The 25,697-nt window shown below is 70.2% G+C and carries 14 protein-coding genes, 1 tRNA gene and 1 rRNA gene; 12 read left to right on the top strand and 4 right to left on the bottom strand.

Annotated features, from left to right (window positions below):
- The 3 genes from rrf to ACWBNA_RS37625 all read left to right on the top strand — a co-directional run.
- Positions 1 to 67, top strand: a 5S ribosomal RNA gene (gene rrf / locus ACWBNA_RS37635); the annotation flags it as partial.
- A gap of 114 nt (positions 68 to 181) precedes the next feature.
- Entirely contained in the window at positions 182 to 844 is a 663-nt protein-coding gene (locus tag ACWBNA_RS37630; RefSeq protein ID WP_482709040.1) for a DegT/DnrJ/EryC1/StrS family aminotransferase, read from the top strand.
- Between the two features lie 87 nt (positions 845 to 931).
- A tRNA-Thr gene (locus ACWBNA_RS37625) sits at positions 932 to 1,007 on the top strand.
- Positions 1,008 to 1,065: 58 nt separating this feature from the next.
- Here the strand turns inward: ACWBNA_RS37625 and ACWBNA_RS37620 are convergent.
- Positions 1,066 to 3,819 carry a SpoIIE family protein phosphatase gene (locus tag ACWBNA_RS37620; RefSeq protein ID WP_482709037.1) on the bottom strand — a complete coding sequence of 918 codons (2,754 nt, stop codon included), beginning with the start codon at positions 3,817 to 3,819 and terminating at the stop codon, positions 1,066 to 1,068.
- A gap of 375 nt (positions 3,820 to 4,194) precedes the next feature.
- Between ACWBNA_RS37620 and ACWBNA_RS37615 the strand changes: the two genes are divergently transcribed.
- The 9 genes from ACWBNA_RS37615 (at position 4,195) to ACWBNA_RS37575 (ending at position 18,868) form a co-directional block, all read left to right on the top strand.
- Entirely contained in the window at positions 4,195 to 9,684 is a 5,490-nt protein-coding gene (locus tag ACWBNA_RS37615; protein WP_482709036.1) for a HAMP domain-containing protein, read from the top strand.
- 318 nt (positions 9,685 to 10,002) lie between these two features.
- Positions 10,003 to 10,686: a response regulator gene (locus tag ACWBNA_RS37610; RefSeq protein ID WP_482709035.1), complete on the top strand. Its 684-nt coding sequence runs from the start codon at positions 10,003 to 10,005 to the stop codon at positions 10,684 to 10,686.
- Positions 10,687 to 10,810: 124 nt separating this feature from the next.
- On the top strand, positions 10,811 to 13,531 hold the full coding sequence (locus tag ACWBNA_RS37605) for a DNA translocase FtsK (protein ID WP_482709034.1): 2,721 nt from the start codon (positions 10,811 to 10,813) through the stop codon (positions 13,529 to 13,531).
- A gap of 235 nt (positions 13,532 to 13,766) precedes the next feature.
- Positions 13,767 to 14,609 (top strand): helix-turn-helix domain-containing protein, encoded by an 843-nt coding sequence (locus ACWBNA_RS37600; protein ID WP_482709033.1) that lies wholly within the window; start codon positions 13,767 to 13,769, stop codon positions 14,607 to 14,609.
- A gap of 85 nt (positions 14,610 to 14,694) precedes the next feature.
- Positions 14,695 to 16,167: a 30S ribosomal protein S12 methylthiotransferase RimO gene (gene rimO, locus ACWBNA_RS37595; protein ID WP_482709032.1), complete on the top strand. Its 1,473-nt coding sequence runs from the start codon at positions 14,695 to 14,697 to the stop codon at positions 16,165 to 16,167.
- Positions 16,164 to 16,988, top strand: a complete 825-nt coding sequence (gene pgsA / locus ACWBNA_RS37590) for a CDP-diacylglycerol--glycerol-3-phosphate 3-phosphatidyltransferase (protein WP_482709031.1) — start codon at positions 16,164 to 16,166, stop codon at positions 16,986 to 16,988. Before rimO ends, pgsA begins: the two co-directional genes overlap by 4 nt.
- Positions 16,985 to 17,542, top strand: a complete 558-nt coding sequence (locus ACWBNA_RS37585) for a CinA family protein (RefSeq protein ID WP_482709030.1) — start codon at positions 16,985 to 16,987, stop codon at positions 17,540 to 17,542. The genes pgsA and ACWBNA_RS37585 overlap by 4 nt, the downstream gene beginning before the upstream one ends.
- Before the next feature lie 109 nt (positions 17,543 to 17,651).
- Positions 17,652 to 18,032 carry a helix-turn-helix domain-containing protein gene (locus tag ACWBNA_RS37580; RefSeq protein ID WP_030044087.1) on the top strand — a complete coding sequence of 127 codons (381 nt, stop codon included), beginning with the start codon at positions 17,652 to 17,654 and terminating at the stop codon, positions 18,030 to 18,032.
- A gap of 557 nt (positions 18,033 to 18,589) precedes the next feature.
- Complete coding sequence (locus ACWBNA_RS37575) at positions 18,590 to 18,868, top strand: hypothetical protein (protein WP_482709029.1); 279 nt, start codon at positions 18,590 to 18,592, stop codon at positions 18,866 to 18,868.
- Here the strand turns inward: ACWBNA_RS37575 and ACWBNA_RS37570 are convergent.
- The 3 genes from ACWBNA_RS37570 to ACWBNA_RS37560 all read right to left on the bottom strand — a co-directional run bounded on the left by ACWBNA_RS37570 (position 18,816) and on the right by ACWBNA_RS37560 (position 25,556).
- The gene (locus tag ACWBNA_RS37570; protein WP_482709028.1) at positions 18,816 to 19,580 is read right to left on the bottom strand and encodes an SDR family NAD(P)-dependent oxidoreductase; all 765 of its coding nucleotides are present in this window, start codon (positions 19,578 to 19,580) and stop codon (positions 18,816 to 18,818) included. The genes ACWBNA_RS37575 and ACWBNA_RS37570 overlap by 53 nt on opposite strands.
- A gap of 33 nt (positions 19,581 to 19,613) precedes the next feature.
- Entirely contained in the window at positions 19,614 to 20,450 is an 837-nt protein-coding gene (locus ACWBNA_RS37565) for an Fpg/Nei family DNA glycosylase (protein ID WP_482709027.1), read from the bottom strand.
- A gap of 153 nt (positions 20,451 to 20,603) precedes the next feature.
- On the bottom strand, positions 20,604 to 25,556 hold the full coding sequence (locus ACWBNA_RS37560) for an ATP-dependent helicase (RefSeq protein ID WP_482709026.1): 4,953 nt from the start codon (positions 25,554 to 25,556) through the stop codon (positions 20,604 to 20,606).
- Positions 25,557 to 25,697 lie beyond the last annotated feature (141 nt).

Genomic DNA, 25,697 nt, shown 5'->3' with positions numbered 1-25,697 from the left:
AGCTAAGCCTTACAGCGCCGATGGTACTGCAGGGGGGACCCTGTGGGAGAGTAGGACGCCGCCGAACAATTTTTGAAAGGGTTGGATCCTGAACTTCGGTTCAGGGTCCAACCCTTTTTTGTTGTGCGTTACTTGACGTTCACGTTGCACTACCACGATCGCCGACATGGGTACTGCTGCAATGCTCAGGGCCGCCGGCGTCGGAGTCGGTGACGAGGTTGTCGTTCCGGCCTTCGGGAACGTGGAAGTCGCTGAGGCCGTGGTCCTGGCCGGGGCGCTTCCGGTCTTCGCTGACATAGATCCGGTGACGTACTGTCTCGACTCGTCCGCTGTCGAGGCGGCCGTAACTCCGCGGACGGCGGCCGTCGTTGTCGTACACCGCTTTGGTCGGCCGGCTGACATGGTGCGGTTGCTCGGGGTGGGGGAGCGGCATGGGCTGCTCGTGCTCCAGGAGGGGGAGTCCGAGGCGCCGTACGACGAGACCGCTCAGCGCAGGCAGCGGGCTGCCTATCTCGATACGAAGTTGAGGGGCGTGCGTACGCCTGACGGCGGGGACGGGCACACCTTTCAGCAGTACGTCGTGCGTGTGCCGGGGAATGGGCGGCCGGACCGGGATGCCTTTGCTCGGGCCGTGCGGGCCAGGGGTGTTGAGTGCCGGGTGCCGGTGAAGACGCCTGTGCATCGGTTGCCCGAGTACCGTCGGTGCGTGTCCCTGCCGGAGACCGAGCGGGCCGCCGATGAGACGCTGGCGTTGCCGGTGGATGCCGCGTTGGGCAAACGGGACATGCAGCGGATCGTGGGTGCGTGCAATGCCCTTGGGGGGCTGCTGCAGCCCGCCTTCTGAGGCCCGTGAGGGTGGTTGGGAGTGCGGGCCTGTTAGGGGTATGATCTATTCCGTTGCCGCGGGGGGAAACCCCCGAAAAGGTGACTGGCCCCTATAGCTCAGTCGGTAGAGCGTCTCCATGGTAAGGAGAAGGTCAACGGTTCGATTCCGTTTGGGGGCTCCACAAGAAAAGGCCCTCGCCCTTCCGGGCGAGGGCCTTTCTCATGCCCTCTTCGGTTCTTTCAGTCCTTGTGAAGGCCGGGGACGCGCATCGCGAGGATGGCCATGTCGTCGGACGGGGCGTCCTGGGCGAAGCGCTCGACCGCGCGCATGATGCGGGCGGCGACCGCGCCCGCCGTGAGGCCCGTGCAGGTCGTGAGGACGTCGGCGAGGCCGTCGTCGCCCAGCATGCGGGTGCCTTCACGGCGTTCCGTGACGCCGTCGGTGACGCAGAGAAGGACGTCGCCGGGATCGAGCGTGACCGACTGCTCGTAGAGCTCCAGGTCCTCCATGACGCCGAGGAGCGGCTGGGGTTCGGCGGCCGGTTCGACCGTGCCGTCCTGGCGCAGGCGGAGCGGGAGGGGGTGGCCGGCGCAGACCACCTTCAGCTGGGCGCTGCCGTCCGGCTGGGGCCACAACTCGCCGTACAGGAGCGTCAGGAAGCGGCTGCGGGCGCCCTCGTCGAGGATGGCGGAGTTCAGGCGCTCCAGGACCGCTGGGCCGCTGAGGCCTTCGCGGGCCAGGAGCCGGAGGGCGTGGCGGGCAAGGCCGGTGACCGCCGCCGCGTTGGGGCCCGTGCCGCAGACGTCGCCGATGGCGAAGCCGTACGCGCCGTCGCGGATCGGGAAGACGTCGTAGAAGTCGCCGCCGACCTCGTTGCCCTCGCCGGCCGCGCGGTAGATGACCTCGACCTCGACGCCGTCGATCTCGGGGAGTTCGGGCGGCAGGAGGCTGCGCTGGAGGGACTGGCTGATGGCCGTGCGCTCGGAGTAGAGGCGGGCGTTGTCGAGGGCGAGGGCGGCCCGGCGGGAGAGGTCCTCGGCCAGTTCCAGGATTTCCTGGCGGAAGTGTTCGTCCGTGGGCTTGCCGAGGGTGAGCATGCCGATGACTCGGTTGCGGGCCACCAGGGGGAGGACCACGGTTTCGCCGCCGACGGCGGATGCTGTGGCGAGGGTCGGGCCGATGCCCGACGTGACCTGCTGTGGCGGGCCGCCGCTCATGCCGAGGCTGCGCATGGAACTGCGCAGGGCCGCCTGGTGGGCCGCGGCGCCGGGGGCCGACCAGACGCGTGCGCCGGGAGTGGGGACCGGGTCGGGCGGGGAGATCTTCGACAACAAGGACTTGATGCCGTCGATCAGTTCCTCGTCCTCGTGCAGGACATACGACAGATACGGCTCGGAGGCCTGGTCGGCGATCGTGTAGACGGCGCACCAGGTGGCCAGGGTCGGGACCGTCATCTGGGCCATCAGAGCCAGCGTCTGGTCGCGGTCCAGGGTGCCGGCGAGGAGGTCGGAGGCCTCGACGAGGAAGCTCAGAGAGCCTCGGCGCAGGCGTTCGAGTTCGCCGAGGCGGGCGGACTCGACGGCCAACGCGATGCGGTCGGCCGCGAATTGGAGGCGAAGCGCCTCTTCGTTCGAGTATCTGCCGGGGGACTCGGCGGCGACGCCGAGTGAGCCGGTGAGGCGGCCCTCGACCTTCAGAGGGACCGTGACGACCGAGCGCATGCCGGTGCCGCTCAGCAACGGTACGGCGCCCGGTACGGCCGTGAGGTCGTCGTGGACGGCCGGCATGCGGGCCGAGCTGTAGCGGCCGGGGCCCGCCTCGACGGGGACGCGGGCGAAGCGCTGGCGGGCGGAGGGCAGGCCGGTGGACGCGCGCACCTCCAACTCCGTCTCGTCGTCGGTCGCGAGGAGCAGGAAGGCGGAGTCGCCGTCGAGCATGTCGCGTGCGCGTTCGACCGTGCGCTGAAGGAGGCCGTCGAGGTCGTCCGGGGCCGGGGAGCCGATGAACACCTCGAAGGGATCGGTGCTCTGCCCGTCGGACGCGGATCCGGTGTCCGAGGCGGGGACGCGCAACGGCGTCTGCAGGACGGCCCGTTCGTGGTCGCGGACCAGGAGGCAGACCGTGGAGGGCTCACCGCCGGTGTCGCGGACGCGGAGGTGGGAGGCGTACACGGAGCTGACGCGGCCGCTGGCGTCTCTGATGCCGTAACTGCCTTCCCAGCGGGAGAGTTGGAGGGCTTCCGCGATGCCGGTGCCGGTGCCCGGGGTGTGCGGCCAGGCGGCGAGGTCGGTCAGCGGTTTGCCGATGACCTGCTCGGCGGCGTAACCGAAGAGTTCCTCGGCGTCCTCGTTCCAGGACGTCAGGGCGCCCGTGCGGTCGATCTGGACGACGGCGACACGGACGCGGCCGTCGGCGAGCGGGAGGAGGTCGACGGGCAGGGCAGGACCCGCTGCCCGGGCGCCCACCGGGCGTTCGGGGAGGTTGAGTTGGAACCAGACCTGCTTGTGTGTGGGTGTGTACTCCACGCCCCAGCGGCCGGACAGCGCCGCGCACAGCTGGAGCCCGCGGCCGCCCTCGCTGTCGGGGCTGCCCATGTTGACGGCCTGGCCCTGCAGGGGGATCTCACGCTCCGGATAGCGGTCGGCGACCTCGATCCGTACGCCTTCGTCGCTTCGCAGACACAGCACGTCCGCGGAGGTGCCCGCGTGCACCACGGCGTTGGTCACCAGTTCGCTGGTGAGGACCACGGCGTCGTCGACGATGTCGGCGAAGCCCCAGCCCTGGAGGGTGTCGCGGACGAAGGAGCGGGCGCTTGCGACCGATCGCCCGACGGGATCGAAGCTGGCGGCCGCGCGCGCGGTGATCACAGAACTCCTCGACCGGTTGTCGGCGTGCTGGGCTCCCGGGCCGGCGAGCTCGTGCCGCTGATGCGGCAGGCCACTGGTCGGCCCGGGGTCCGGGGGCTGTTCCCCAGGGATCAGTCCGGTGGTCATGTGTGCGGCCGCCCCTCCGATGCCCGCTCGTTCTCGTGCCACCGCCCAGGCCGGACGGACCGGCGTGGCTGGACAGCCGCATGCAAGGTTACTTACCTTCCCCGTCCGAGCGGATGCCGGTCTGCAGTGTTTCCGTCCGGAGGGTGTGCGGACGATGTGCGAAGCTGCCGAACTGTTATGGCCTGGTTCAGCCGGGGTGAAACACTGGGCAAGCTTCTGGTGAAGGTACCGGCAGGCTGAGTGTGGTTTGCACATGGTGGGCAGCAGCCCGGGTGCGGCCTGGCAGAGCGGGCATGGATACGCAGCAGTAACCGGTAAGCCGAGCAGTCTTATCTGAGCACAGCAGTAACGGTCGACCCCTGCGGGAGGGACACAGTGGAGTCTGGCGCAGCGACGCGGGGCACTAAAACGCGCGCGAAAGGCGGACAGTCCCCGAGCAACCAGCGCAAACCGCGCAACGGGACCACCGCGGTGGACACGGCCGCCCTGAACAGACTGCTGACGGCTCTCGTGTCGATGCGCGACGGGAACTTCCGCAAGCGGCTCACCGTCTCCGGCGACGGCGTGATGTCGGAGATCGCGGCGGTCTTCAACGAGGTGGCCGACCGGAATCTCCATTTGACGGGTGAATTGTCGCGTGTCCGGCGCATGGTGGGGCGTGAGGGAAAGCTCACGGAACGGCTGGAAACAGGCGCTTGTGAGGGCTCCTGGGCGGCCGCCATCGACGCCTCGAACGCGCTGGTCGACGATCTCGTACGGCCTGTCTCCGAGGTCAGCCGGGTGCTGTCCGCGGTGGCGGAGGGCGATCTGTCGCCGCGCATGGAGTTGCGGACGCAGGCGCCGGACGGGACCGGGCATCCGTTGCGCGGGGAGTTCCTGAAGGTCGGCCGGACTGTCAACAACCTGGTCGACCAGCTCTCGACGTTCACCGACGAGGTCACACGGGTGGCCAGCGAGGTGGGTACCGAGGGCAAGCTGGGCGGTCAGGCCCGGGTGCGCGGTATGTCGGGTTCATGGAAGGACCTGACCGAGTCCGTCAACACGATGGCGTACCGGCTGACGGCCCAGGTGCGGGACATCGCGCTGGTGACGACGGCGGTCGCCAAGGGTGACTTGTCCCGGAAGGTCACGGTTCATGTCGCCGGCGAGATGCTGGAGCTCAAGAACACCGTCAACACGATGGTGGACCAGCTGTCGTCGTTCTCCTCCGAGGTGACGCGAGTCGCGCGCGAGGTGGGCGTCGAGGGCGAGCTGGGCGGGCAGGCGCAGGTGCCCGGTGTGGCCGGTGTGTGGAAGGACCTCACCGATTCGGTGAACCTGATGGCCGGCAACCTGACGGCCCAGGTGCGTGGCATCTCGCAGGTGACGACCGCGGTGGCCAGCGGTGACCTGTCGCAGAAGGTGACGGTCTCGGCGCGCGGCGAGGTCGCGCAGCTCGCGGACACGATCAACCAGATGACCGAGACGCTGCGGATCTTCGCGGACGAGGTCACGCGCGTGGCCAACGAGGTCGGTGCCGAGGGACAGCTCGGCGGGCAGGCGAACGTGCCGGGTGCGGCGGGGACGTGGAAGGACCTCACCGATTCGGTGAACACGGTCTTCCGGAACCTCACCACGCAGGTGCGGGACATCGCGGCCGTGACGACGGCCGTGGCCAACGGTGACCTGTCGCAGAAGGTCACCGTGGACGTGGCCGGCGAGATGCTGGAGCTGAAGAACACCGTCAACGGGATGGTGGACCAGCTGTCCGCGTTCGGTGCCGAGGTCACGCGGGTGGCGCGTGAGGTCGGGGTCGAGGGTGAGCTGGGCGGGCAGGCGCAGGTGCCCGGGGCCGCCGGTACGTGGAAGGACCTGACCGACTCCGTCAACACCGCGTTCCGGAATCTCACCGGACAGGTGAGGAACATCGCCCAGGTGACGACGGCCGTGGCCAACGGTGACCTGTCGCAGAAGGTCACCGTGGACGTCTCCGGCGAGATGCTCCAGCTGAAGAACACCGTGAACACGATGGTCGACCAGCTGTCGGCCTTCGCGGACCAGGTGACGCGGATGGCCCGGGACGTGGGCACCGAGGGACGGCTGGGCGGTCAGGCCGTGGTGCCGGGGGTGTCCGGTACGTGGAAGGAGCTCACCGACTCCGTCAACTTCATGGGCGGCAACCTCACTTCGCAGGTACGGCAGATCGCCCAGGTGACGACCGCGGTGGCGCGGGGTGACCTGTCGCAGAAGATCGACGTCGACGCGCGCGGCGAGATCCTGGAGCTGAAGAACACCATCAACACGATGGTCGACCAGCTGTCCGCCTTCGCCGACCAGGTGACCCGGGTCGCCCGCGAGGTGGGTACGGAGGGCCGCCTCGGCGGGCAGGCGCAGGTGCCGGGCGTCGCCGGTGTGTGGCGTGACCTGACCGACTCCGTGAACGGCATGGCGGGCAACCTCACCGCCCAGGTGCGCAACATCGCGCAGGTCGCGACCGCGGTGGCCCGCGGTGACCTCTCCCAGAAGATCACCGTGGACGCGCGCGGCGAGATCCTGGAGCTGAAGAACACCCTGAACACGATGGTGGACCAGCTGTCGTCGTTCGCCGAGGAGGTCACGCGTGTGGCCCGTGAGGTGGGTACGGAGGGCATTCTCGGCGGCCAGGCCGAGGTGCAGGGTGTCTCCGGGACCTGGAAGGACCTCACGCAGTCCGTGAACTTCATGGCGAACAACCTGACCATCCAGGTGCGTCAGATCGCCGAGGTCACGACCGCTGTCGCCAAGGGCGACCTGTCGAAGAAGATCACCGTGGACGCGAAGGGCGAGATCCTCGAGCTCGTCAGCACCGTCAACACGATGGTCGACCAGCTGTCGTCCTTCGCCGAGCAGGTGACGCGAGTCGCGCGCGAGGTGGGCACCGAGGGCATCCTGGGCGGCCAGGCGCATGTGCCCGGCGTCGTGGGCATCTGGAAGGACCTGAGCGACAACGTCAACCTGATGGCCAACAACCTGACCGTGCAGGTGCGCAACATCTCCCAGGTCGCGTCGGCGGTCGCCAACGGTGACCTGACGCGGACGGTGACGATTGAGGCGCGCGGCGAGGTCGCGCAGCTCGCGGACACCTTCAACACCATGGTGAAGACGCTGAGTTCGTTCGCCGACCAGGTCACCAAGGTGGCCCGTGAGGTGGGCACGGACGGCATCCTGGGCGGTCAGGCGCGGGTGCCGGGTGTGGCCGGTACCTGGAAGGACCTCACCGAGTCGGTGAACCAGATGGCCTCCAACCTGACCGGTCAGGTGCGGAACATCGCCATGGTGACCACGGCCATCGCCAAGGGTGACCTGACCAAGAAGATCGACATCGACGCTCGCGGCGAGATCCTCGAGCTCAAGACGACGATCAACACCATGGTCGACCAGCTGTCGTCCTTCGCCGAGGAGGTCACCCGGGTGGCCCGTGAGGTGGGCACGGAAGGCCAGCTGGGAGGTCAGGCACGCGTGCGTGACGTCGACGGAACCTGGCGCGACCTCACCGAGTCGGTGAACGAGATGGCCGGGAACCTGACCCGGCAGGTGCGTGCCATCGCGCGCGTGGCGACCGCGGTGACCCGTGGCGACCTGAACCTGAAGATCGACGTGGATGCCTCCGGCGAGATCCAGGAGCTCCAGGACTACATCAACAAGATGATCGCCAACCTGCGCGACACCACGATCGCCAACAAGGAGCAGGACTGGCTCAAGGGCAACCTCGCCCGTATCTCCGCGCTGATGCAGGGCCGCCGGGACCTGGCCGACGTGGCCTCGCTGATCATGAGCGAGCTGACGCCGGTCGTGACAGCGCAGCACGGCGCGTTCTTCGTCGCGATGCCGCTCCTGGACGGCAAGGACCTGAGCGCCGAGGCGGAGGACCAGTACGAGCTGAGGATGCTCGGGTCGTACGGCTACTCGATGGGCTCCATGCCGACGTCGTTCAGGCCGGGTGAGGCGCTGATCGGGACGGCCGCCGAGGAGAAGCGCACGATCCTCGTGGAGAACGCCCCCAGCGGCTATCTGAAGATCTCCTCCGGCCTCGGAGAGGCGCCGCCCGCGCAAGTGATCGTCCTCCCGGTGCTGTTCGAGGGCAAGGTGCTCGGTGTCATCGAGCTGGCCTCCTTCACTCCCTTTACGCACATCCAGAAGGACTTCCTCAATCAGATCGCCGAGATGATCGCCACGAGCGTCAACACCATCTCCGTCAACACCAAGACGGAGGTACTGCTGAAGCAGTCGCAGGAGCTGACCGAGCAACTGCGCGAGCGCTCGGCCGAGTTGGAGAACCGGCAGAAGGCGCTCCAGGCATCGAACGCCGAGCTCGAGGAGAAGGCGGAACTGCTGGCCCAGCAGAACCGCGACATCGAGGTGAAGAACACCGAGATCGAGGAGGCGCGGCAGGTCCTGGAGGAGCGCGCCGAGCAGCTCGCGGTGTCGATGCGCTACAAGAGCGAGTTCCTCGCCAACATGTCGCACGAGTTGCGTACGCCGCTCAACTCGCTGCTGATCCTGGCCAAGTTGCTCGCCGACAACGCGGAGGGGAACCTCTCGCCGAAGCAGGTCGAGTTCGCCGAGACGATCCACGGGGCAGGCTCCGACCTGCTCCAGCTGATCAACGACATCCTCGACCTGTCGAAGGTCGAGGCGGGCAAGATGGACGTCTCCCCGACGCGCATCGCGCTCGTCCAGCTCGTCGACTACGTGGAGGCCACCTTCCGGCCGCTGACCGCGGAGAAGGGCCTGGACCTGTCCGTACGGGTGTCGCCGGAGCTGCCGGCCACGCTGCACACGGACGAACAGCGGCTCCTTCAGGTGCTGCGCAACCTGCTGTCCAACGCGGTGAAGTTCACCGACTCGGGAGCCGTCGAGCTGGTCATCCGGCCCGCCGGCCGGGATGTGCCGGGGGCGATCCGGGAGCAGCTCCTGGAGGCGGGCTCGCTGCGTGACGCGAATGCCGACCTGATCGCGTTCTCCGTGACGGACACGGGGATCGGGATCGCGGCCAGCAAGATGCGGGTGATCTTCGAGGCGTTCAAGCAGGCGGACGGTACGACGAGTCGCAAGTACGGAGGTACGGGGCTCGGGCTGTCGATCTCGAGGGAGATCGCGCAGTTGCTGGGCGGTGAGATCCACGCGCAGAGCGAGCCCGGGCGTGGATCGACGTTCACGCTGTATTTGCCGCTGCACCCCAGTGAACTGCCGCCGCAGGGCTATCAGCAGCTCGCGCCCCCCGCCCTGGAGGCGGGCGACCTGGTGACGTCCACCTCGGGGCGGCACGAGCCGACCGAGGTGTCCGACATGGAGGCCGAGACACCGGCCGAGGTGAGGTCGTACCGGGAGACACAGAACGGCGCGGCGGCACTCTTCCGGCGCCGCAGGCGGCCCGTGCCGGAGATCGAGCAGCGTCTCGCTCAGCAGGAGCAGTGGCCCGTGGCGGCGGAGCCGCAGACCACCCCGAAGTCGCGCCGCGGCATCCGGTTCGGCGGGGAGAAGGTGCTGATCGTCGACGACGACATCCGCAACGTCTTCGCGCTGACCAGCGTCCTCGAACAGCACGGGCTGTCCGTGCTGTACGCCGAGAACGGTCGCGAGGGCATCGAGGTCCTGGAGCAGCACGAAGACGTGACGGTCGTCCTGATGGACATCATGATGCCCGAGATGGACGGCTACGCGACGACGACGGCGATCCGCAGGATGCCGCAGTTCGCCGGGCTGCCGATCATCGCGCTGACCGCGAAGGCCATGAAGGGCGACCGGGAGAAGGCGATCGAGTCGGGCGCCTCCGACTACGTCACCAAGCCGGTCGACCCCGATCACCTGCTGACGGTGATGGACCAGTGGATGCGTGGCGAGTGACGGGATCGGTCGGGCTTTGCGTGGGCTTCGTGTCGATGTGGCGGGAAGCCTCGGTGAAGACCCGGCGTTGCTGACTCTGGGTGGCGGAAGCCGTGTAGAAGTACGGGATTCGGGGAACCTTCCGGTCTCCCGCCGCGTTTCTGCTTCGTGCACAGTGACATCACGGTGACAGGGTGTGGCGACGGGCGGGGTGCGGCTACGATGACCGGCACAAGGACGGGCGGCGCAAGGGAGTCGTCCCCTGGGGCGGCGCCGGTCGGCGTCACCCCAAGTCCTGCGGACTGGGGAGGCCCCACGCCGGGGCGAGGAGGGCGGGCCATGGTGCAGAAGGCCAAGATCCTCCTGGTCGATGACCGGCCGGAGAATCTGCTCGCGCTGGAGGCCATCCTCTCCGCGCTCGATCAGACACTGGTGCGGGCATCGTCCGGGGAGGAAGCGCTCAAGGCGCTGCTGACGGACGACTTCGCGGTCATTCTGCTGGATGTCCAGATGCCGGGCATGGACGGTTTCGAAACGGCCGCGCACATCAAGCGGCGAGAACGGACCCGGGACATCCCGATCATCTTCCTCACCGCGATCAACCACGGACCGCACCACACCTTCCGCGGGTACGCGGCGGGCGCGGTCGACTACATCTCCAAGCCGTTCGACCCCTGGGTGCTGCGCGCCAAGGTCTCCGTCTTCGTCGAGCTGTACATGAAGAACTGCCAGCTGAGGGAGCAGGCGGCGCTGCTGCGGCTCCAGTTGGAGGGCGGCGGCGGCAAGGCGGCGGCGGGGGAGGCGAAGGAGCCCGCGGGGCTGCTCGCCGAGCTGTCGGCGCGGCTGGCGGCGGTGGAGGAGCAGGCAGAGGCACTGTCGAAGCAGCTGGACGACGACTCAGCGGACGCGGCGGCTGTGGCCACGGCGGCGCATCTCGAACGCAAACTCACGGGTTTGCGGCGGGCGCTGGACGCGCTTGAGCCCGGCACGGGGCCTTCTCCCTCGGTGCCGTCGCAGAACTGACGCGCGCCGCAGGCACCGTTGCGCGTGAGCCTGCGTCAGTTCAGCGCCTTTTCCTGGGCGACACGAACGGGTGAAGCATCGGGCACACGTGTCCACTGCCGTCTCCACCGGTAACCTCACACCTATGGCCTCACGTCCCTCCGCAGCCAAGAAGCCCGCCAAGAAGGCGGCCGCTCCGGCGAAGGCTCCGGTGAAGAAGGCCGCTGCGAAAAAGGCCCCTGCCAAGAAGGCGCCCGCCAAGAAGGCCGCGGCGAAGAAGGCCGCGCCGCCGAAGCCGGCGCCCAGCCCCACCGGGGGCATCTACCGGCTCGTGCGCGCCCTCTGGCTCGGCGTCGCGCACGCCGTCGGCGCGGTGTTCCGCGGAATAGGGCAGGGCGCGAAGAACCTCGACCCGGCCCACCGCAAGGACGGCGTCGGGCTGCTGCTGCTCGGCCTCGGACTGATCGTCGCCGCCGGTACCTGGTCGAACCTGCGCGGTCCGGTCGGCGACCTCGTCGAGATGCTGGTGACCGGCGCCTTCGGCCGGCTCGACCTGCTCGTGCCGATACTGCTCGCGGTCATCGCCGTACGGTTCATCCGGCATCCCGAGCAGCCCGAGGCCAACGGCCGCATCGTGATCGGCCTGTCCGCGCTCGTCATCGGCGTGCTCGGCCAGGTCCACATCGCCTGCGGCTCGCCCGCCCGCGGCGACGGCATGCAGGCGATAAGGGACGCCGGCGGCCTCATCGGCTGGGGAGCTGCGACCCCGCTGACGTACACCATGGGCGACGTACTCGCCGTACCGCTGCTCGTGCTGCTGACGGTCTTCGGGCTGCTGGTGGTCACGGCCACCCCGGTCAACGCGATCCCGCAGCGGCTGCGGCTGCTCGGGGTGCGGCTCGGAATCGTGCACGACCCGTCCGAGGACGAGTTCGGGGAGGACGACGAGCGCTACGACGACCAGTGGCGCGACGCACTGCCCGCGCGGCCCCGCAAGCGCGGCCCGGCCCCCGCGGCGTACGACCCCGACGGCGCGGAGCACGAGGCCCTCTCGCGGCGTCGTGGGCGTCCCCGGCGCTCCGCCGTGCCGCAGCCCGACCTGGAGCGTCCGCTGGACGCCGTGGACGTCGCCGCGGCGGCCGCCGCCGCGCTCGACGGTGCCGTGATGCACGGCATGCCGCCCTCTCCGATCGTCGCCGACCTCACCCACGGTGTGAGCGGGGGGGAGCGCGAGGAAGCGACGCCGGCCCCGACCCCTACCCCTACCCCGACGCCGGTGCCGGCAGCGCGGCCCAAGCAGGAGAAGCTCGACACAGGGGTCGCGGACCTCACCAAGGCGGCGCCCGACGTACCCAGGGACCTGCCCGCACGCGCCGAGCAGCTCCAGCTGTCCGGCGACGTCACCTACGCGCTGCCCTCGCTCGACCTCCTCACGCGCGGGGGGCCAGGCAAGACCCGCAGCGCGGCGAACGACGCGGTCGTCGCCTCGCTCACGAACGTCTTCTCCGAGTTCAAGGTCGACGCCGCCGTCACCGGCTTCACGCGCGGGCCGACGGTCACGCGCTACGAGGTCGAGCTCGGCCCCGCCGTCAAGGTCGAGCGGATCACCGCGCTGACCAAGAACATCGCGTACGCCGTCGCCAGCCCGGACGTACGGATCATCAGCCCGATCCCCGGCAAGTCGGCGGTCGGCATCGAGATCCCGAACACCGACCGGGAGATGGTCAACCTCGGTGACGTCCTGCGTCTCGCGGCGGCGGCCGAGGACGACCACCCGATGCTGGTGGCGCTCGGCAAGGACGTCGAGGGCGGCTATGTGATGGCCAACCTCGCGAAGATGCCGCACGTGCTGGTCGCCGGAGCCACCGGTTCCGGTAAGTCGTCGTGCATCAACTGCCTGATCACGTCGGTCATGGTCCGGGCGACCCCCGAGGACGTGCGCATGGTCCTCGTCGACCCCAAGCGCGTCGAGCTGACCGCGTACGAGGGCATCCCGCACCTGATCACGCCCATCATCACCAACCCGAAGCGGGCTGCCGAGGCGCTCCAGTGGGTCGTACGGGAGATGGATCTGCGGTACGACGACCTGGCGGCGTACGGCTACCGGCACATCGACGACTTCAACGAAGCCGTGCGCAACGGCAAGGCGAAGTCGCCGGAGGGCAGCGAGCGGGAGCTCCAGCCGTATCCGTACCTGCTGGTGATCGTGGACGAGCTCGCCGACCTGATGATGGTCGCCCCGCGCGACGTCGAGGACTCGATCGTGCGGATCACACAGCTCGCGCGCGCGGCCGGCATCCACCTGGTGCTCGCCACGCAGCGTCCGTCGGTCGACGTCGTCACGGGTCTGATCAAGGCGAACGTGCCCTCGCGGCTCGCGTTCGCCACCTCCTCGCTCGCCGACTCGCGGGTCATCCTCGACCAGCCCGGCGCCGAGAAGCTCATCGGCAAGGGTGACGGGCTGTTCCTGCCGATGGGGGCGAACAAGCCCACCCGTATGCAGGGCGCCTTCGTGACGGAGGACGAGGTCTCGGCGGTCGTCCAGCACTGCAAGGACCAGATGGCGCCGGTCTTCCGGGACGACGTCACCGTGGGCACCAAGCAGAAGAAGGAGATCGACGAGGAGATCGGCGACGACCTCGACCTGCTGTGCCAGGCGGCCGAGCTCGTCGTCTCCACGCAGTTCGGGTCGACCTCCATGCTGCAGCGCAAGCTGCGGGTCGGCTTCGCCAAGGCGGGACGGCTTATGGACCTCATGGAGTCCCGGGGGATCGTCGGGCCGAGCGAAGGTTCGAAGGCTCGTGACGTTCTTGTGAAGGCTGACGAGCTGGACGGAGTGCTCGCGGTGATCCGCGGGGAGGCTTAAAGGGAGTCCCAAGGCCGCTGTTCGATCGTGACTCACTCGTAAGGGATCATTGAGCAACCGTTTCCCTTCGGCGTACGTCAAGTTGGGGGAAGCAAGAAAGATGCTGCCCCGCCATCGGCGTGTCCGGCCATTCCGATGGCGTACAAAGTGCCACCGCCCGGTTGCCCCACCCTTTCTTACCCCCCCTAGACTGAACCTCCAGCACAGGCGGCTAAAACGCTCGAAAGGCGCCCCCGTGTCCCTCGGCAACTCCCCTGAAGACGAGCGTCCGTTCGAAGACGACCGTGAGGAAGCCCGCCCCTCGATCGGTCGTGCCCTCCAGCAGGCGCGTATCGCGGCCGGACTGACCGTCGACGACGTCAGTTCCGCCACCCGGGTCCGCATCGCCATCGTGCACGCCATCGAGGCGGACGACTTCGCGCCCTGCGGCGGTGACGTCTACGCCCGCGGGCACCTCCGGACCCTGGCCAAGGCTGTCCATCTCGATCCCGCACCGCTGCTCGCCCAGTACGACGACGATCACGGCGGGCGTCCGGCGCCGACCCCGGCGGCTCCGCTGTTCGAGGCGGAACGCATCCGTCCCGAGCGGCGCGGGCCCAACTGGACCGCGGCCATGGTCGCCGCGATCGTCGCCGTGGTCGGCTTCGTCGGGTTCACCGCGTTCGAGGGCGGTGACGACGACGGGGGTGCGACCACGCAGGTCGCCGACGGCTCCAAGCCGGCGACCAGCAAGGCCGCCTCGCCCACGCCGAAGAACGACAAGTCCGAGGACACGAAGCCGGAACCCTCGGACAGCGCCATCGCCGCCGCGCCCCAGGACAAGGTGACCGTCCAGGTCAGCGCCGCCGACGGCAAGAGCTGGATCCTGGCCAAGGACCACAACGGGCGGACCCTGTTCGACGGGCTGCTCAAGCAGGGCGAGTCCAAGACCTTCCAGGACAGCCAGAAGGTCAACCTCGTCCTCGGTGACGCCGGGGCGATTCAGCTGTTTGTGAACGGCAAGAAGATCGACGACGACTGGCAGCCGGGGGCCGTGGAGCGGCTCACGTATACGAAGGGTGACCCCCAGGTCGGTTAGGACCGGACGGGTACGGACGGGGTTGGCCAAGATCGGCCAACCCCGTCGACGTGGGGTGTCAGTGGGACGAAGTAGTCTTGAGCCCATGCCTGAACGCCGTACCGTCGCACTCGTCACTCTTGGCTGCGCCCGTAACGAGGTGGACTCGGAGGAGCTCGCAGGCCGCTTGGAGGCGGACGGCTGGGCCCTCGTGGAGGACGCCTCGGACGCTGACGTGGCCGTCGTCAACACGTGCGGCTTCGTCGACGCCGCCAAGAAGGACTCCGTCGACGCCCTCCTGGAGGCCAACGACCTCAAGGGACACGGCAGAACCCAGGCCGTCGTGGCGGTGGGCTGCATGGCCGAGCGGTACGGCAAGGACCTCGCCGAGGCTCTCCCCGAGGCGGACGGCGTGCTCGGCTTCGACGACTACGCCGACATCTCCGACCGGCTGCAGACCATCCTGAACGGCGGAATCCACGCCTCCCACACCCCGCGCGACCGGCGCAAGCTGCTGCCGATCAGCCCTGCCGAGCGGCAGTCGGTCTCCGACGTCGCGCTGCCCGGGCACGGCGCCGCGTCCGACCTGCCGGAGGGCCTCGCTCCGGCCTCCGGCCCCCGTGCGCCCCTGCGTCGCCGCCTCGACGGTTCTCCGGTCGCCTCGGTGAAGCTCGCCTCCGGCTGCGACCGGCGCTGCTCCTTCTGCGCCATCCCGTCCTTCCGCGGCTCCTTCATCTCGCGCCGCCCCAGCGATGTGCTGAACGAGACGCGGTGGCTGGGCGAGCAGGGCGTCAAGGAGATCATGCTGGTCTCCGAGAACAACACGTCGTACGGCAAGGACCTGGGCGACATCCGCCTGCTGGAGTCCCTGCTGCCCGAGCTCGCCGAGGTCGACGGCATCGAGCGGGTGCGCGTCAGCTACCTCCAGCCGGCCGAGATGCGGCCCGGCCTGATCGACGTGCTGACCTCCACGCCCAAGGTCGTGCCCTACTTCGACCTGTCCTTCCAGCACTCCGCGCCCGACGTGCTGCGCGCGATGCGCCGCTTCGGCGACACCGACCGCTTCCTGGAGCTCCTCGACACCATCCGGAGCAAGGCACCCCAGGCCGGTGTGCGCTCCAACTTCATCGTGGGCTTCCCGGGCGAGAGCGAGGCCGACCTCGCCGAGCTGGAGCGCTTCCTGAACGGCGCGAGGCTGGACGCCATCGGCGTCTTCGGGTACTCCGACGAGGAGGGCACCGAAGCGGCGACGTACGAGAACAAGCTCGACGTGGACGTCGTCGCCGAGCGGCTTGCCCGGGTGTCCCGGCTGGCGGAGGAACTCGTCTCGCAGCGGGCCGAGGAGCGCGTGGGCGAGACCGTGCAGGTGCTCGTGGAGTCGGTGGACCCCGTCGAGGGTGTGTACGGCCGTGGGGAGCACCAGGCGCCCGAGACCGACGGCCAAGTGCTGCTCACGAGCGGCGAGGGCCTGAGTGTCGGTCGTATGGTCGAGGCGAAGGTGGTCGGCACGGAAGGTGTCGACCTCATCGCCGAGCCGCTGCAGGGCTCGCTCGCAGGTAGTGAGGAGGGGGGGAGATGACCGGAGTCCCGGCGTCCGCTGCGGGTGGCTCCTCCGCCGCGAAGGGCGCGGCCGCGGGCACGGCGGCTTCGGGTGCCGTCTCCGCGTCCGGTGCCGTCTCCGGTGCCGCGGCTGCCCCCGCCGCTTCTGCCGCCTCGTCGGTCTCGCCCGTCTCGCCGGCCTCGTCTGCCTCGGGTGCTGATTCCGGATCGAAGAGCGCGCGTGGCGGGAAGCTGGCGGCGGCCGCCGTCAACCAGGCCAGCGTCTGGAACATCGCCAATCTGCTGACCATGCTCCGGCTGCTCCTCGTCCCCGGCTTCGTCGCGCTGATGCTCGCCGACGGCGGCGACGACCCGGCGTGGCGTTCGTTCGCCTGGGCGGCGTTCGCCGTCGCCATGATCACGGACCTTTTCGACGGGCATCTGGCCCGCACGTACGACCTCGTCACCGACTTCGGGAAGATCGCCGACCCCATCGCCGACAAGGCGATCATGGGGGCGGCGCTGATCTGTCTGTCCGCACTCGGCGACCTGCCGTGGTGGGTGACGGCCGTCATCCTCGGCCGGGAACTCGGGATCACGCTGCTGCGCTTCCTGGTCATCCGGTACGGCGTCATTCCCGCGAGCCGCGGCGGCAAGGTGAAGACCCTCACGCAGGGCGTCGCGGTGGGGATGTACGTCCTGGCGCTGACGGGATGGCTGGCCACCCTGAGGTTCTGGGTGATGGCGGCCGCGGTCGTGCTGACCGTCGTGACCGGGCTGGACTATGTGAGACAGGCCATTGTGCTGCGCCGGCAGGGAATCGCCGAGCGCAAGGCGGCGTTGGAGGAGACGGAAGCGTGAGTTCCCCGGCCGCGGACGTGGCCGTAGAAGTGGTACGACTACTCACGGTGAAGGGTGAGACGCTCGCCGTCGCCGAGTCGCTCACGGGCGGGCTGGTGGCGGCGGAAATCACAGCGGTCCCCGGGGCCTCCAAGGCCTTCAGGGGGTCGGTGACCGCCTACGCCACCGAGCTGAAGCATGAACTGCTGGGCGTCGACGCCGCTCTGCTGGCGGCGCACGGAGCGGTGGATCCGCAGGTCGCGGGTCTGATGGCGGCCGGAGTGCGCAAGGCACTCGGCGCCGACTGGGGTATCGCGACCACCGGAGTCGCCGGTCCGGAACCGCAGGACGGCAAACCCGTCGGGACGGTTTTCGTGGCCGTCGACGGGCCCCTCGCGGGGTCTTCCGGCGCGATTGATGGCGGGAAAGTGACCGCACTGCGGTTGAACGGCGACCGTGCGGAAATTCGTATGGAGAGTGTACGGAGCGTACTCGCACTGCTCCTGGAGGGGCTTGCGAGCCAACAGACCGGGAATGAACGGGCACAGGATACGGAACGGAACGGGGGGTTTTGATGTTTGCAGCCCTGAGTGAACACGACATCGCTCCCCGCACGGCCGCGGCGCAAGGCGGTACGGTGGGGCGAGAAGGATGCGGCTACGCGGTCCGAGGAGGGAGCCACCGATGATTCTGCTCCGTCGCCTGCTGGGTGACGTGCTGCGTCGGCAGCGCCAGCGCCAGGGCCGTACTCTGCGCGAAGTCTCCTCGTCCGCCCGAGTCTCACTCGGCTATCTCTCCGAGGTGGAGCGGGGGCAGAAGGAGGCTTCCTCCGAGCTGCTCTCCGCCATCTGCGACGCGCTGGACGTACGGATGTCCGAGCTCATGCGGGAAGTGAGCGACGAGCTCGCCCTCGCCGAGCTGGCCCAGTCTGCTGCGGCCACCCCCAGCGAACCTGTGCCGACGCCGGTTCGCCCGATGCTGGGTTCCGTCTCGGTGGCCGGTGTGCCACCGGAACGGGTGACGATCAAGGCGCCCGCCGAAGCGGTGGACGTGGTCGCCGCGTGACATTCACGCGGGTGTGCCTGTGCTGACGTGCGTTGATCGCGTGCGACTGCGCTGAGAACGTGTGTGAGGCCCCGGNCGACCTCGATGCCGGTGCGGGAGGGGTAGACGTAGTAGTCGCGGTGCGGGTCGGCGTGCACCCTGACGACGGCCAGGGGGAGGTGGCGGAGGGTCGCTCGACGGGCCACTTCCCCCTTGTGCACGGCCAGTCGGGGCGTGACCAGCTTCCGGTGGGCGTCTTCGAGGTCGTCCGGGAGTTTGTCGGTGGCGTTTCTCAGCACGCTCTCGCGCCAGTCGCCCGCGTTGCCGGTCGGGGGCGCGTTCCGGTTCGGGTACCGGCTCCCCGGCGGTCGTCCTCGCCTGGTTCGGGGCCTCGTCCGCTTCGGGATTCGCTGTCTCGGGTCCGTTTGCCGGTGGGGTGCGGGGCGGTCATGGTGGAGCTGGGTTGTGCCTGGCCGGGATCGAGTGACGGGCGGTGCTCCTGTGTGCCGCCGGTGCGCCCTCCCCGTGGGTGAGACGGCGGCCTAGCGTCGGGACTGGTCGGGCTGGAGGTGACGTCCATGGCGGGGCCGATAGTGCGCTGGGGGGCGCTTCTCGGGCTCGGGGCGCTGTGGTGGTGGGCCGTGCTGCGGCTCGCGCTGGCGCCGGACGCGGGGGTGCTGGAGGGGGCGGTGGCGGCTGGTGGATGGGGGCTGAGTCTGCTGCCGGTGCACTGTGTGCCCAAGGACCGGGCCGCGGGGGCCGTGGCTTCGGGGCGGTGGGCGGCGGCCTGGCGGGTGACGCGGTCTACCACGGCATCGCCACACCGCCGTTCGGACGCAGGATCTGGCCCGTCGTGAAGGACGAGGCGTCGGAGGCCAGGTAGAGCACCGCCTGGGCGACGTCCTCCGGTTCGCCCACCCGGCCCAGTGGTGACCTCCGGGCCATGAGCGACTCGGTGTGCGCCTGCGCTTCGGCGTCGCGCCGGTCGGTCATGGGAGTGCGGATCCAGCCCGGCGCGACCGCGTTGACCCGAATGCCGTGCCGGCCGACCTCGGTCGCGAGTGTCTTCGTCAGCTGGACGACGGCCGCCTTGGCCGCGCCGTAGCAGAGCAGACCGGGGCCGCCGGTGTCCACGGCGCCCGAGGCCATCGTGACGATGCTGCCCCTGGTGTGCCGGGCGAGCATCAGACGGGCCGCCTCCTGGCAGGCGTACAGGACTCCCTTGAAGTTGACGTTCAGTACCCGGTCGAGGTCCTCGTCGCGGGTCTCGAGGACCGGGCTGCTGTGCATGATGCCGGCGACGGCGGCCATCACGTCCAGCCGCTCACAGGAGGCGACGGCCTCGTGGAGCTGCTCGCGATCGGTGACGTCCAGGTGGTGGATGCGGGCCATGCCGCCGGTGGCCTTGACGGCTCTCGCGGTCTCGTCGAGGCCCGGTGCGTCCAGGTCCGCGCAGTGCACGGTGGCGCCGGCCGCGGCGAGCAGCAGGGCCGACGCGCGGCCTATGCCACTGGCGGCGCCGGTGACGAATGCGGTGCGGCCGGTGAGGTCGTACGCCTTGAAGGGCATGAAAGGGACGGTACGAGGGTTTCTGACGGATCGTCAATTGGTCGTAGGGCGCGGTGTTCTGCCGTGCGGGGTGCTGGTCGGCGCCGGTCCTGCCTGGCAGGTCGGGCACCAGTACGTGGGGCGTTCGCGGGAGCCGTCGCCCTGGTCGGCCACCCGGACGGGGGTGTGGCAGCGGAGGCAGGGGCGGGGTGCGCGGCCGTACACGAACAGGTCCTGGCCTCTGCGGCCCGTCGTGGTGCGGATCGGGCGGTCGCGGTTGGCTTCCAGGAGCTTCTTGGCCAGTGCCGGCAGCTGAGCGGCGCGGTCGGCGGGGAGGGCGCCGACGGGCAGCCAGGGGGTGACGCCGAGGAGGAAGCAGAGCTCGCTCTTGTAGACATTGCCGATGCCGGCGAGGTTGCGCTGGTCGAGCAGGGCCTCGCCGAGCGGGCGGGCGGGGTCGGCGAGGAGGTTGGCCAGGGCCTGGTCCGGGTTCCAGCCAGGGCCCAGGAGGTCGGGGCCGAGGTGGCCGACGGCGCGGTGTTCGTCGGTGGTGCGCAGGAGTTCGAGTACGGGGAGGCGGTAGCCGACGGCCGTGCGGTCGGCGGTACCCAGGATCGCGCGGATCTGATGGGTCGGGCCGCCGGTCCAGCGCTGGTTGTTGGCGTACACCTTCCAGGAGCCGTCCATCCGCAGGTGCGAGTGGAGGGTGAGGCCGCCCTCGACGCGGGTCAGGAGGTGCTTGCCGCGCGGAGTGACCTCCAGGACGGTGCGTCCCGTGAGGTCGGCCGTGGCGAACTTCGGCACGCGGAGGTCGCTGCGGGTCAGCACCTTGCCGGCGAGGGCGCCGTGCAGCCGCCTCGCGGCCTGCCAGACCGTGTCTCCTTCGGGCATGGGTCAAGGGTGGCACGGGGTGGGGGTGGGGGGTGCGTCGTGCGGAGGTGGGGGCGGGGTGGTGCGGGTCGCGGGGTGGTTTGTGGGGTGCGGTGGTGGGCCGTGGGGTTTGCGGGGGTGGGGTCGCGGGGGTGGGCTGTGGTGGCTTTGCCGTCAGGCGCGAAGGCGCAGGCCGCGGGGGGTGGCGATGAAGCCCGCTCCTTCCAGCAGGGTGCCGATGGGGGACGTCAGGGCTGAGGCGCCGTTGACGCGCTCCACGGTGACGGTGCCCAGGGAGCCTGCCTTGGCCGCGGTGGCGAGGGCCTGGGCCGCCTCCTGGAGACGCGGATCGTCGGTGGCCGTGCCGGCCGGGTCGGAGGGCCAGGCCAGCAGGGTCTTGCCGCCCCGCTCCATGTAGAGCGTCAGCTCACCGTCGACGAGGACTACCAGGGAGCCCGCCTTGCGGCCCGGCTTGTGACCGGCGTCGGTCGGGGGATCGGGCCAGGGGAGAGCCGCGCCGTAGGCGTTCGCGGGGTCGGCGGCGGCGAGGACGACGGCTCGGGCGTCTGGGGTGCGGCGGGTTGCGGAGGAGGAGGCGTACGGGCCGTAGGCGGGGCCGGCCGGTGGAGGGAAGTCGCGGGGGGAGGTCCACTCGCTCCGCGAGGTGGGGGCGGGGAAGGGCGGCCAGTCCTCGGTGAAGCCGGGGCCGAGGGCAGGGGGCCTTTGGTCTGTGTGGCCATCGGCCGGGTTCGGACCGTCGGGTGTCTGGGGGGCGGGTGACGCGAAGGGGTCGGAGGCCGAGTCGAAGGCGGTTGGCGCGAAGGGCGTGTGCGGGCCGAAGCCGTCTTGAGCGTCGGGAGCGGCCGGGAGTGGCAGGGCTTCGCCCCGGTCGCGGGCATTGGCCACCGCGCGGAGGCGGTCGACCGCGCCGTCCATGGCGAACTGCGCGGCGCCGAGTCCTTCCACCACGTAGCCACGCCGTGCCTGGCCGCTGTCCTCGAAGGCGGACAGGATCCGGTACACCGCGGAGAATCCGCCCTCGACGCCCTCCGCGGAGACGGCTCCGCGGGTCACCACGCCGTGCCGGTCGAGTAGGACACGGGCCAGGGCGTGAGCGCGCACGGTGAGGTCGGCCTCGCGGTCCGGGAGCAGGGACCAACGGCCGGCGACGGTCGGCGGACCGGTGCGGGACGCGGGGCGGGCGGCGGCCGTGAGGGAGCCGTAGCGACCGCGCGGGACGGTCCGCTTGGCGCGGTGGGCCGTGGAACCGGCGGTGCGGCCCGAGCCCAGGAGGGAGCGCATGGGGGTGAGCGTGTCGTTCGTGAGCCGCCCGGACCATGCCAGGTCCCAGACGACGTCCGCCAGTTGGGGATCGGTGGCCTCGGGATGGGTGGTGGCGCGGACCTGGTCGGCGATCTGCCGGAAGAACAGGCCGTAGCCCCCGGAGAGGGTGTCCAGAACGGACTGGTGGAGCGCCGTCAGCTCCAGGGGGTGGGGTGGCGGGAGGAGCAGGGGGGCCGCGTCCGCCACGTAGAGGGAGACCCAGCCGTCCTTGCCCGGGAGGGCTCCCGCGCCGGCCCAGACGATCTCTCCGGCCGCGGTGAGCTCGTCGAGCATCGCGGGGGTGTAGTTCGCGACGCGGGACGGGAGGACGAGTTTCTCCAGGGCGGACGCGGGCACGGACGCGCCCTGCAGCTGCTCCACGGCACGCACCAGTCCGTCGATGCCGCGCAGGCCGTGACCCTTGCCGATGTGCTGCCACTGGGGGAGGAACTGGGCGAGCGCGGGCGGCGGCACCGGTTCCAGTTCGTGGCGCAGGGCGGCGAGGGAGCGGCGGCGGAGGCGGCGCAGGACGGTGGCGTCGCACCATTCCTGGCCGATCCCGGCCGGGTGGAACTCGCCCTGCACGACCCTGCCCGTCGCCCCGAGCCGCTGCAGCGCGCCCTCGGTGACCGCCACTCCCAGGCCGAAGCGGGCCGCCGCCGTGGCCGAGGTGAACGGGCCGTGGGTGCGGGCATAGCGCGCGAGGAGGTCGCCCAGCGGGTCCTTGACAGGCTCCATGAAGGCTTCCGGGACGCCCACCGGCAGTGCCGTGCCGAGAGCGTCGCGCAGGCGGCCCGCGTCCTCGATCGCCGCCCAGTGATCGGCGCCGGCGACGCGGACCCGGATCGCGCGGCGGGCTCCGGCCAACTCCTGGGCCCACTGCGGCTCGGCGCCCCGCGCGGTCAGCTCGGCCTCCTTGAGCGGGCCGAGCAGCCGCAGCAGATCGGCCACGCCTTCGGCGTCCTTGACGCGACGGTCCTCGGTGAGCCACTGGAGTTCTTGTTCCAGCTCCGTCAGCACCTCGGCGTCGAGCAGTTCCCGCAGTTCCGCCTGGCCGAGGAGTTCGGCCAGCAGGCGTGAGTCGAGGGAGAGGGCGGCGGCGCGGCGCTCGGCGAGCGGTGAGTCTCCCTCGTACAGGAACTGGGCGACGTACCCGAAGAGGAGGGAGCGGGCGAAGGGGGAGGGCTCGGGGGTGGTGACCTCGACGAGGCGCACCTTGCGCGACTCCAGGTCGCCCATCAGTTCGACCAGGCCGGGGACGTCGAAGACGTCCTGCAGGCATTCGCGGACCGCCTCCAGGACGATCGGGAACGAACCGAACTCGCTTGCCACCTGGAGCAGTTGGGAGGCGCGCTGGCGCTGCTGCCACAACGGGGTGCGCTTGCCCGGGTTGCGGCGCGGCAGCAGCAGTGCGCGGGCGGCGCACTCGCGGAAGCGGGCCGCGAAGAGGGCCGAGCTGCCCACCTGGTCGGTGACGAGCTGGTCGACCTCGCCCTTGTCGAAGACGACGTCCGCCGCCGCGACGGGCGCCTGTTCGGCGTCGTATTCCGTGCCCGCCCTCATGGGCTCCTGGTCGAGCAAATCCAAGCTCATCACGTCAGCGTCGGGCAACCGTAGGACGATTCCGTCGTCGGCGTGCATGACCTGGGCGTCCATGCCGTACCGCTCGGAGAGCTTGGCGCCGAGCGCGAGCGCCCACGGGGCGTGCACCTGTGCGCCGAAGGGGGAGTGCACGACGACCCGCCAGTCACCGAGCTCGTCACGGAAGCGCTCCACGACGATCGTACGGTCGTCGGGGACGTGGCCGCAGGCCTCGCGCTGCTCTTCCAGATAGGCCAACACGTTCTCCGCCGCCCAGGCGTCCAGGCCCGCGGCGAGGAGGCGTAGGCGGGCGTCCTCCTTGGTCAGCGAGCCGACCTCGCGCAGGAACGCCCCCACCGCGCGGCCCAGTTCGAGCGGACGGCCCAGCTGGTCGCCCTTCCAGAAGGGAAGCCGGCCGGGGACGCCCGGCGCGGGGGAGACCAGGACGCGGTCCCGGGTGATGTCCTCGATGCGCCAGGAGCTGGTGCCGAGCGTGAAGACGTCGCCGACCCGGGACTCGTAGACCATCTCCTCGTCGAGCTCCCCGACCCGGCCGCCGCCCTTCTTGGGATCGGAACCGGCGAGGAAGACCCCGAAGAGGCCGCGGTCGGGGATTGTGCCGCCGGAGGTGACGGCGAGGCGCTGGGCGCCGGGGCGGCCGGTGATCGTGCCGGCGACGCGGTCCCAGACCACGCGCGGCCGCAGCTCCGCGAAGGCGTCGGACGGGTAGCGGCCGGCGAGCATGTCGAGGACCGCTGTGAACGCCGATTCGGGGAGAGCGGCGAAGGGCGCGGCACGGCGGACGATCGCGAGCAGGTCGTCGAGCTGCCAGGTGTCCATCGCGGTCATGGCGACGACCTGCTGGGCCAGGACGTCCAGCGGGTTGGCGGGGACCCTCAGGGACTCGATGGAGCCGGTGCGCATGCGTTCCGTGACGACCGCCGCCTGGACCAGGTCACCGCGGTACTTCGGGAAGACCACCCCGGTGGAAACCGCGCCCACCTGGTGGCCGGCGCGACCGACCCGCTGGAGGCCGGAGGCCACCGAGGGCGGCGACTCGACCTGGATGACGAGGTCCACGGCCCCCATGTCGATGCCCAGTTCGAGGCTGGAGGTGGCCACCACGGCCGGGAGGCGGCCGGCCTTGAGGTCCTCCTCGACGAGGGCACGCTGTTCCTTGGACACCGAGCCGTGGTGGGCGCGGGCGATCACCGGCGGGGCGCCCTGGGCCGCGCCGGAACCCCCCATGAGTTCGGCGGGGGCGTGGTGTTCGTCCAGAGGTTCGCCGGTGGCTCGTTCGTACGCGATCTCGTTGAGCCTGTTGCAGAGGCGTTCCGCCAGGCGGCGGGAGTTGGCGAACACGATCGTCGAGCGGTGGGCCTGCACGAGGTCGGCGATGCGCTCCTCGACGTGCGGCCAGATCGAGGGGCGTTCCGCGCCCTCGGAGCCGTCGGCGACCGGGGAGCCGCCCAGTTCGCCCAGGTTTTCGACCGGGACGACGACTGAGAGATCGAACTCCTTGCCGGACTTCGGCTGGACGATCTCCACCTTGCGGTGCGGGGAGAGGTAGCGGGCGACCTCGTCGACCGGACGGACCGTGGCCGAGAGGCCGATGCGACGGGCGGGCTTGGGGAGGAGTTCGTCCAGGCGCTCCAGGGAGAGGGCGAGGTGGGCACCGCGCTTGGTGCCGGCGACGGCGTGGACCTCGTCCAGGATCACCGTCTCGATGCCCGCCAGCGCGTCGCGCGTGGCCGATGTCAGCATCAGGAACAGGGACTCCGGGGTGGTGATCAGGATGTCCGGGGGGCGGGTGGACAGGGCGCGGCGCTCGGCGGGCGGCGTGTCGCCGGAACGGATGCCGACCTTGACCTCCGGTTCGGGCAGGCCCAGGCGGACGGACTCCTGGCGGATGCCGGTCAGAGGGCTGCGGAGGTTGCGCTCCACGTCCACCGCGAGGGCCTTGAGCGGGGACACGTACAGGACCCGGCAGCGTTTTTTGGGGTCGGCGGGTGGGGGTGTGGAGGCGAGCTGGTCCAGTGCGGCGAGGAAGGCGGCCAAGGTCTTGCCGGAACCGGTGGGGGCGACGACCAGCACGTCCGAGCCCTCTGCGATGGCCTGCCACGCGCCTGCCTGGGCGGCGGTGGGCGCGTCGAAGGCGCCCGTGAACCAGCCGCGGGTCGCGGGGGAGAAGGCTTTGAGGGCCTGGTGTGCGGAGCTGACCATGTGTCCATCCTGCACCCGGGGACTGACAATGCGGCTGACCTGGGGGGATGGTGCGTGCGTCGGGCTTGGGCCGTTATGCCTGTGGCGCCTGTGCGGGTGCTTGGGGGTGCGCGTTGCGCCTTTGGATGCGTGGGGGGGCGG

It is taken from the genome of Streptomyces sp. Q2 (assembly GCF_056820935.1).
This window is presented reverse-complemented; position numbering and strand designations above follow the sequence as displayed.

Bases quoted from the DNA above. Each gene is read 5' to 3' on its own strand.
- ACWBNA_RS37630 (WP_482709040.1), top strand. From the start codon at position 182: ATGCTCAGGGCCGCCGGCGTCGGAGTCGGTGACGAGGTTGTCGTTCCG.
- ACWBNA_RS37620 (WP_482709037.1), bottom strand. From the start codon at position 3,819: ATGACCACCGGACTGATCCCTGGGGAACAGCCCCCGGACCCCGGGCCG.
- ACWBNA_RS37610 (WP_482709035.1), top strand. From the start codon at position 10,003: ATGGTGCAGAAGGCCAAGATCCTCCTGGTCGATGACCGGCCGGAGAAT.
- ACWBNA_RS37605 (WP_482709034.1), top strand. From the start codon at position 10,811: ATGGCCTCACGTCCCTCCGCAGCCAAGAAGCCCGCCAAGAAGGCGGCC.
- rimO (WP_482709032.1), top strand. From the start codon at position 14,695: ATGCCTGAACGCCGTACCGTCGCACTCGTCACTCTTGGCTGCGCCCGT.
- pgsA (WP_482709031.1), top strand. From the start codon at position 16,164: ATGACCGGAGTCCCGGCGTCCGCTGCGGGTGGCTCCTCCGCCGCGAAG.
- ACWBNA_RS37580 (WP_030044087.1), top strand. From the start codon at position 17,652: ATGATTCTGCTCCGTCGCCTGCTGGGTGACGTGCTGCGTCGGCAGCGC.
- ACWBNA_RS37575 (WP_482709029.1), top strand. From the start codon at position 18,590: ATGGCGGGGCCGATAGTGCGCTGGGGGGCGCTTCTCGGGCTCGGGGCG.
- ACWBNA_RS37570 (WP_482709028.1), bottom strand. From the start codon at position 19,580: ATGCCCTTCAAGGCGTACGACCTCACCGGCCGCACCGCATTCGTCACC.
- ACWBNA_RS37565 (WP_482709027.1), bottom strand. From the start codon at position 20,450: ATGCCCGAAGGAGACACGGTCTGGCAGGCCGCGAGGCGGCTGCACGGC.
- ACWBNA_RS37560 (WP_482709026.1), bottom strand. From the start codon at position 25,556: ATGGTCAGCTCCGCACACCAGGCCCTCAAAGCCTTCTCCCCCGCGACC.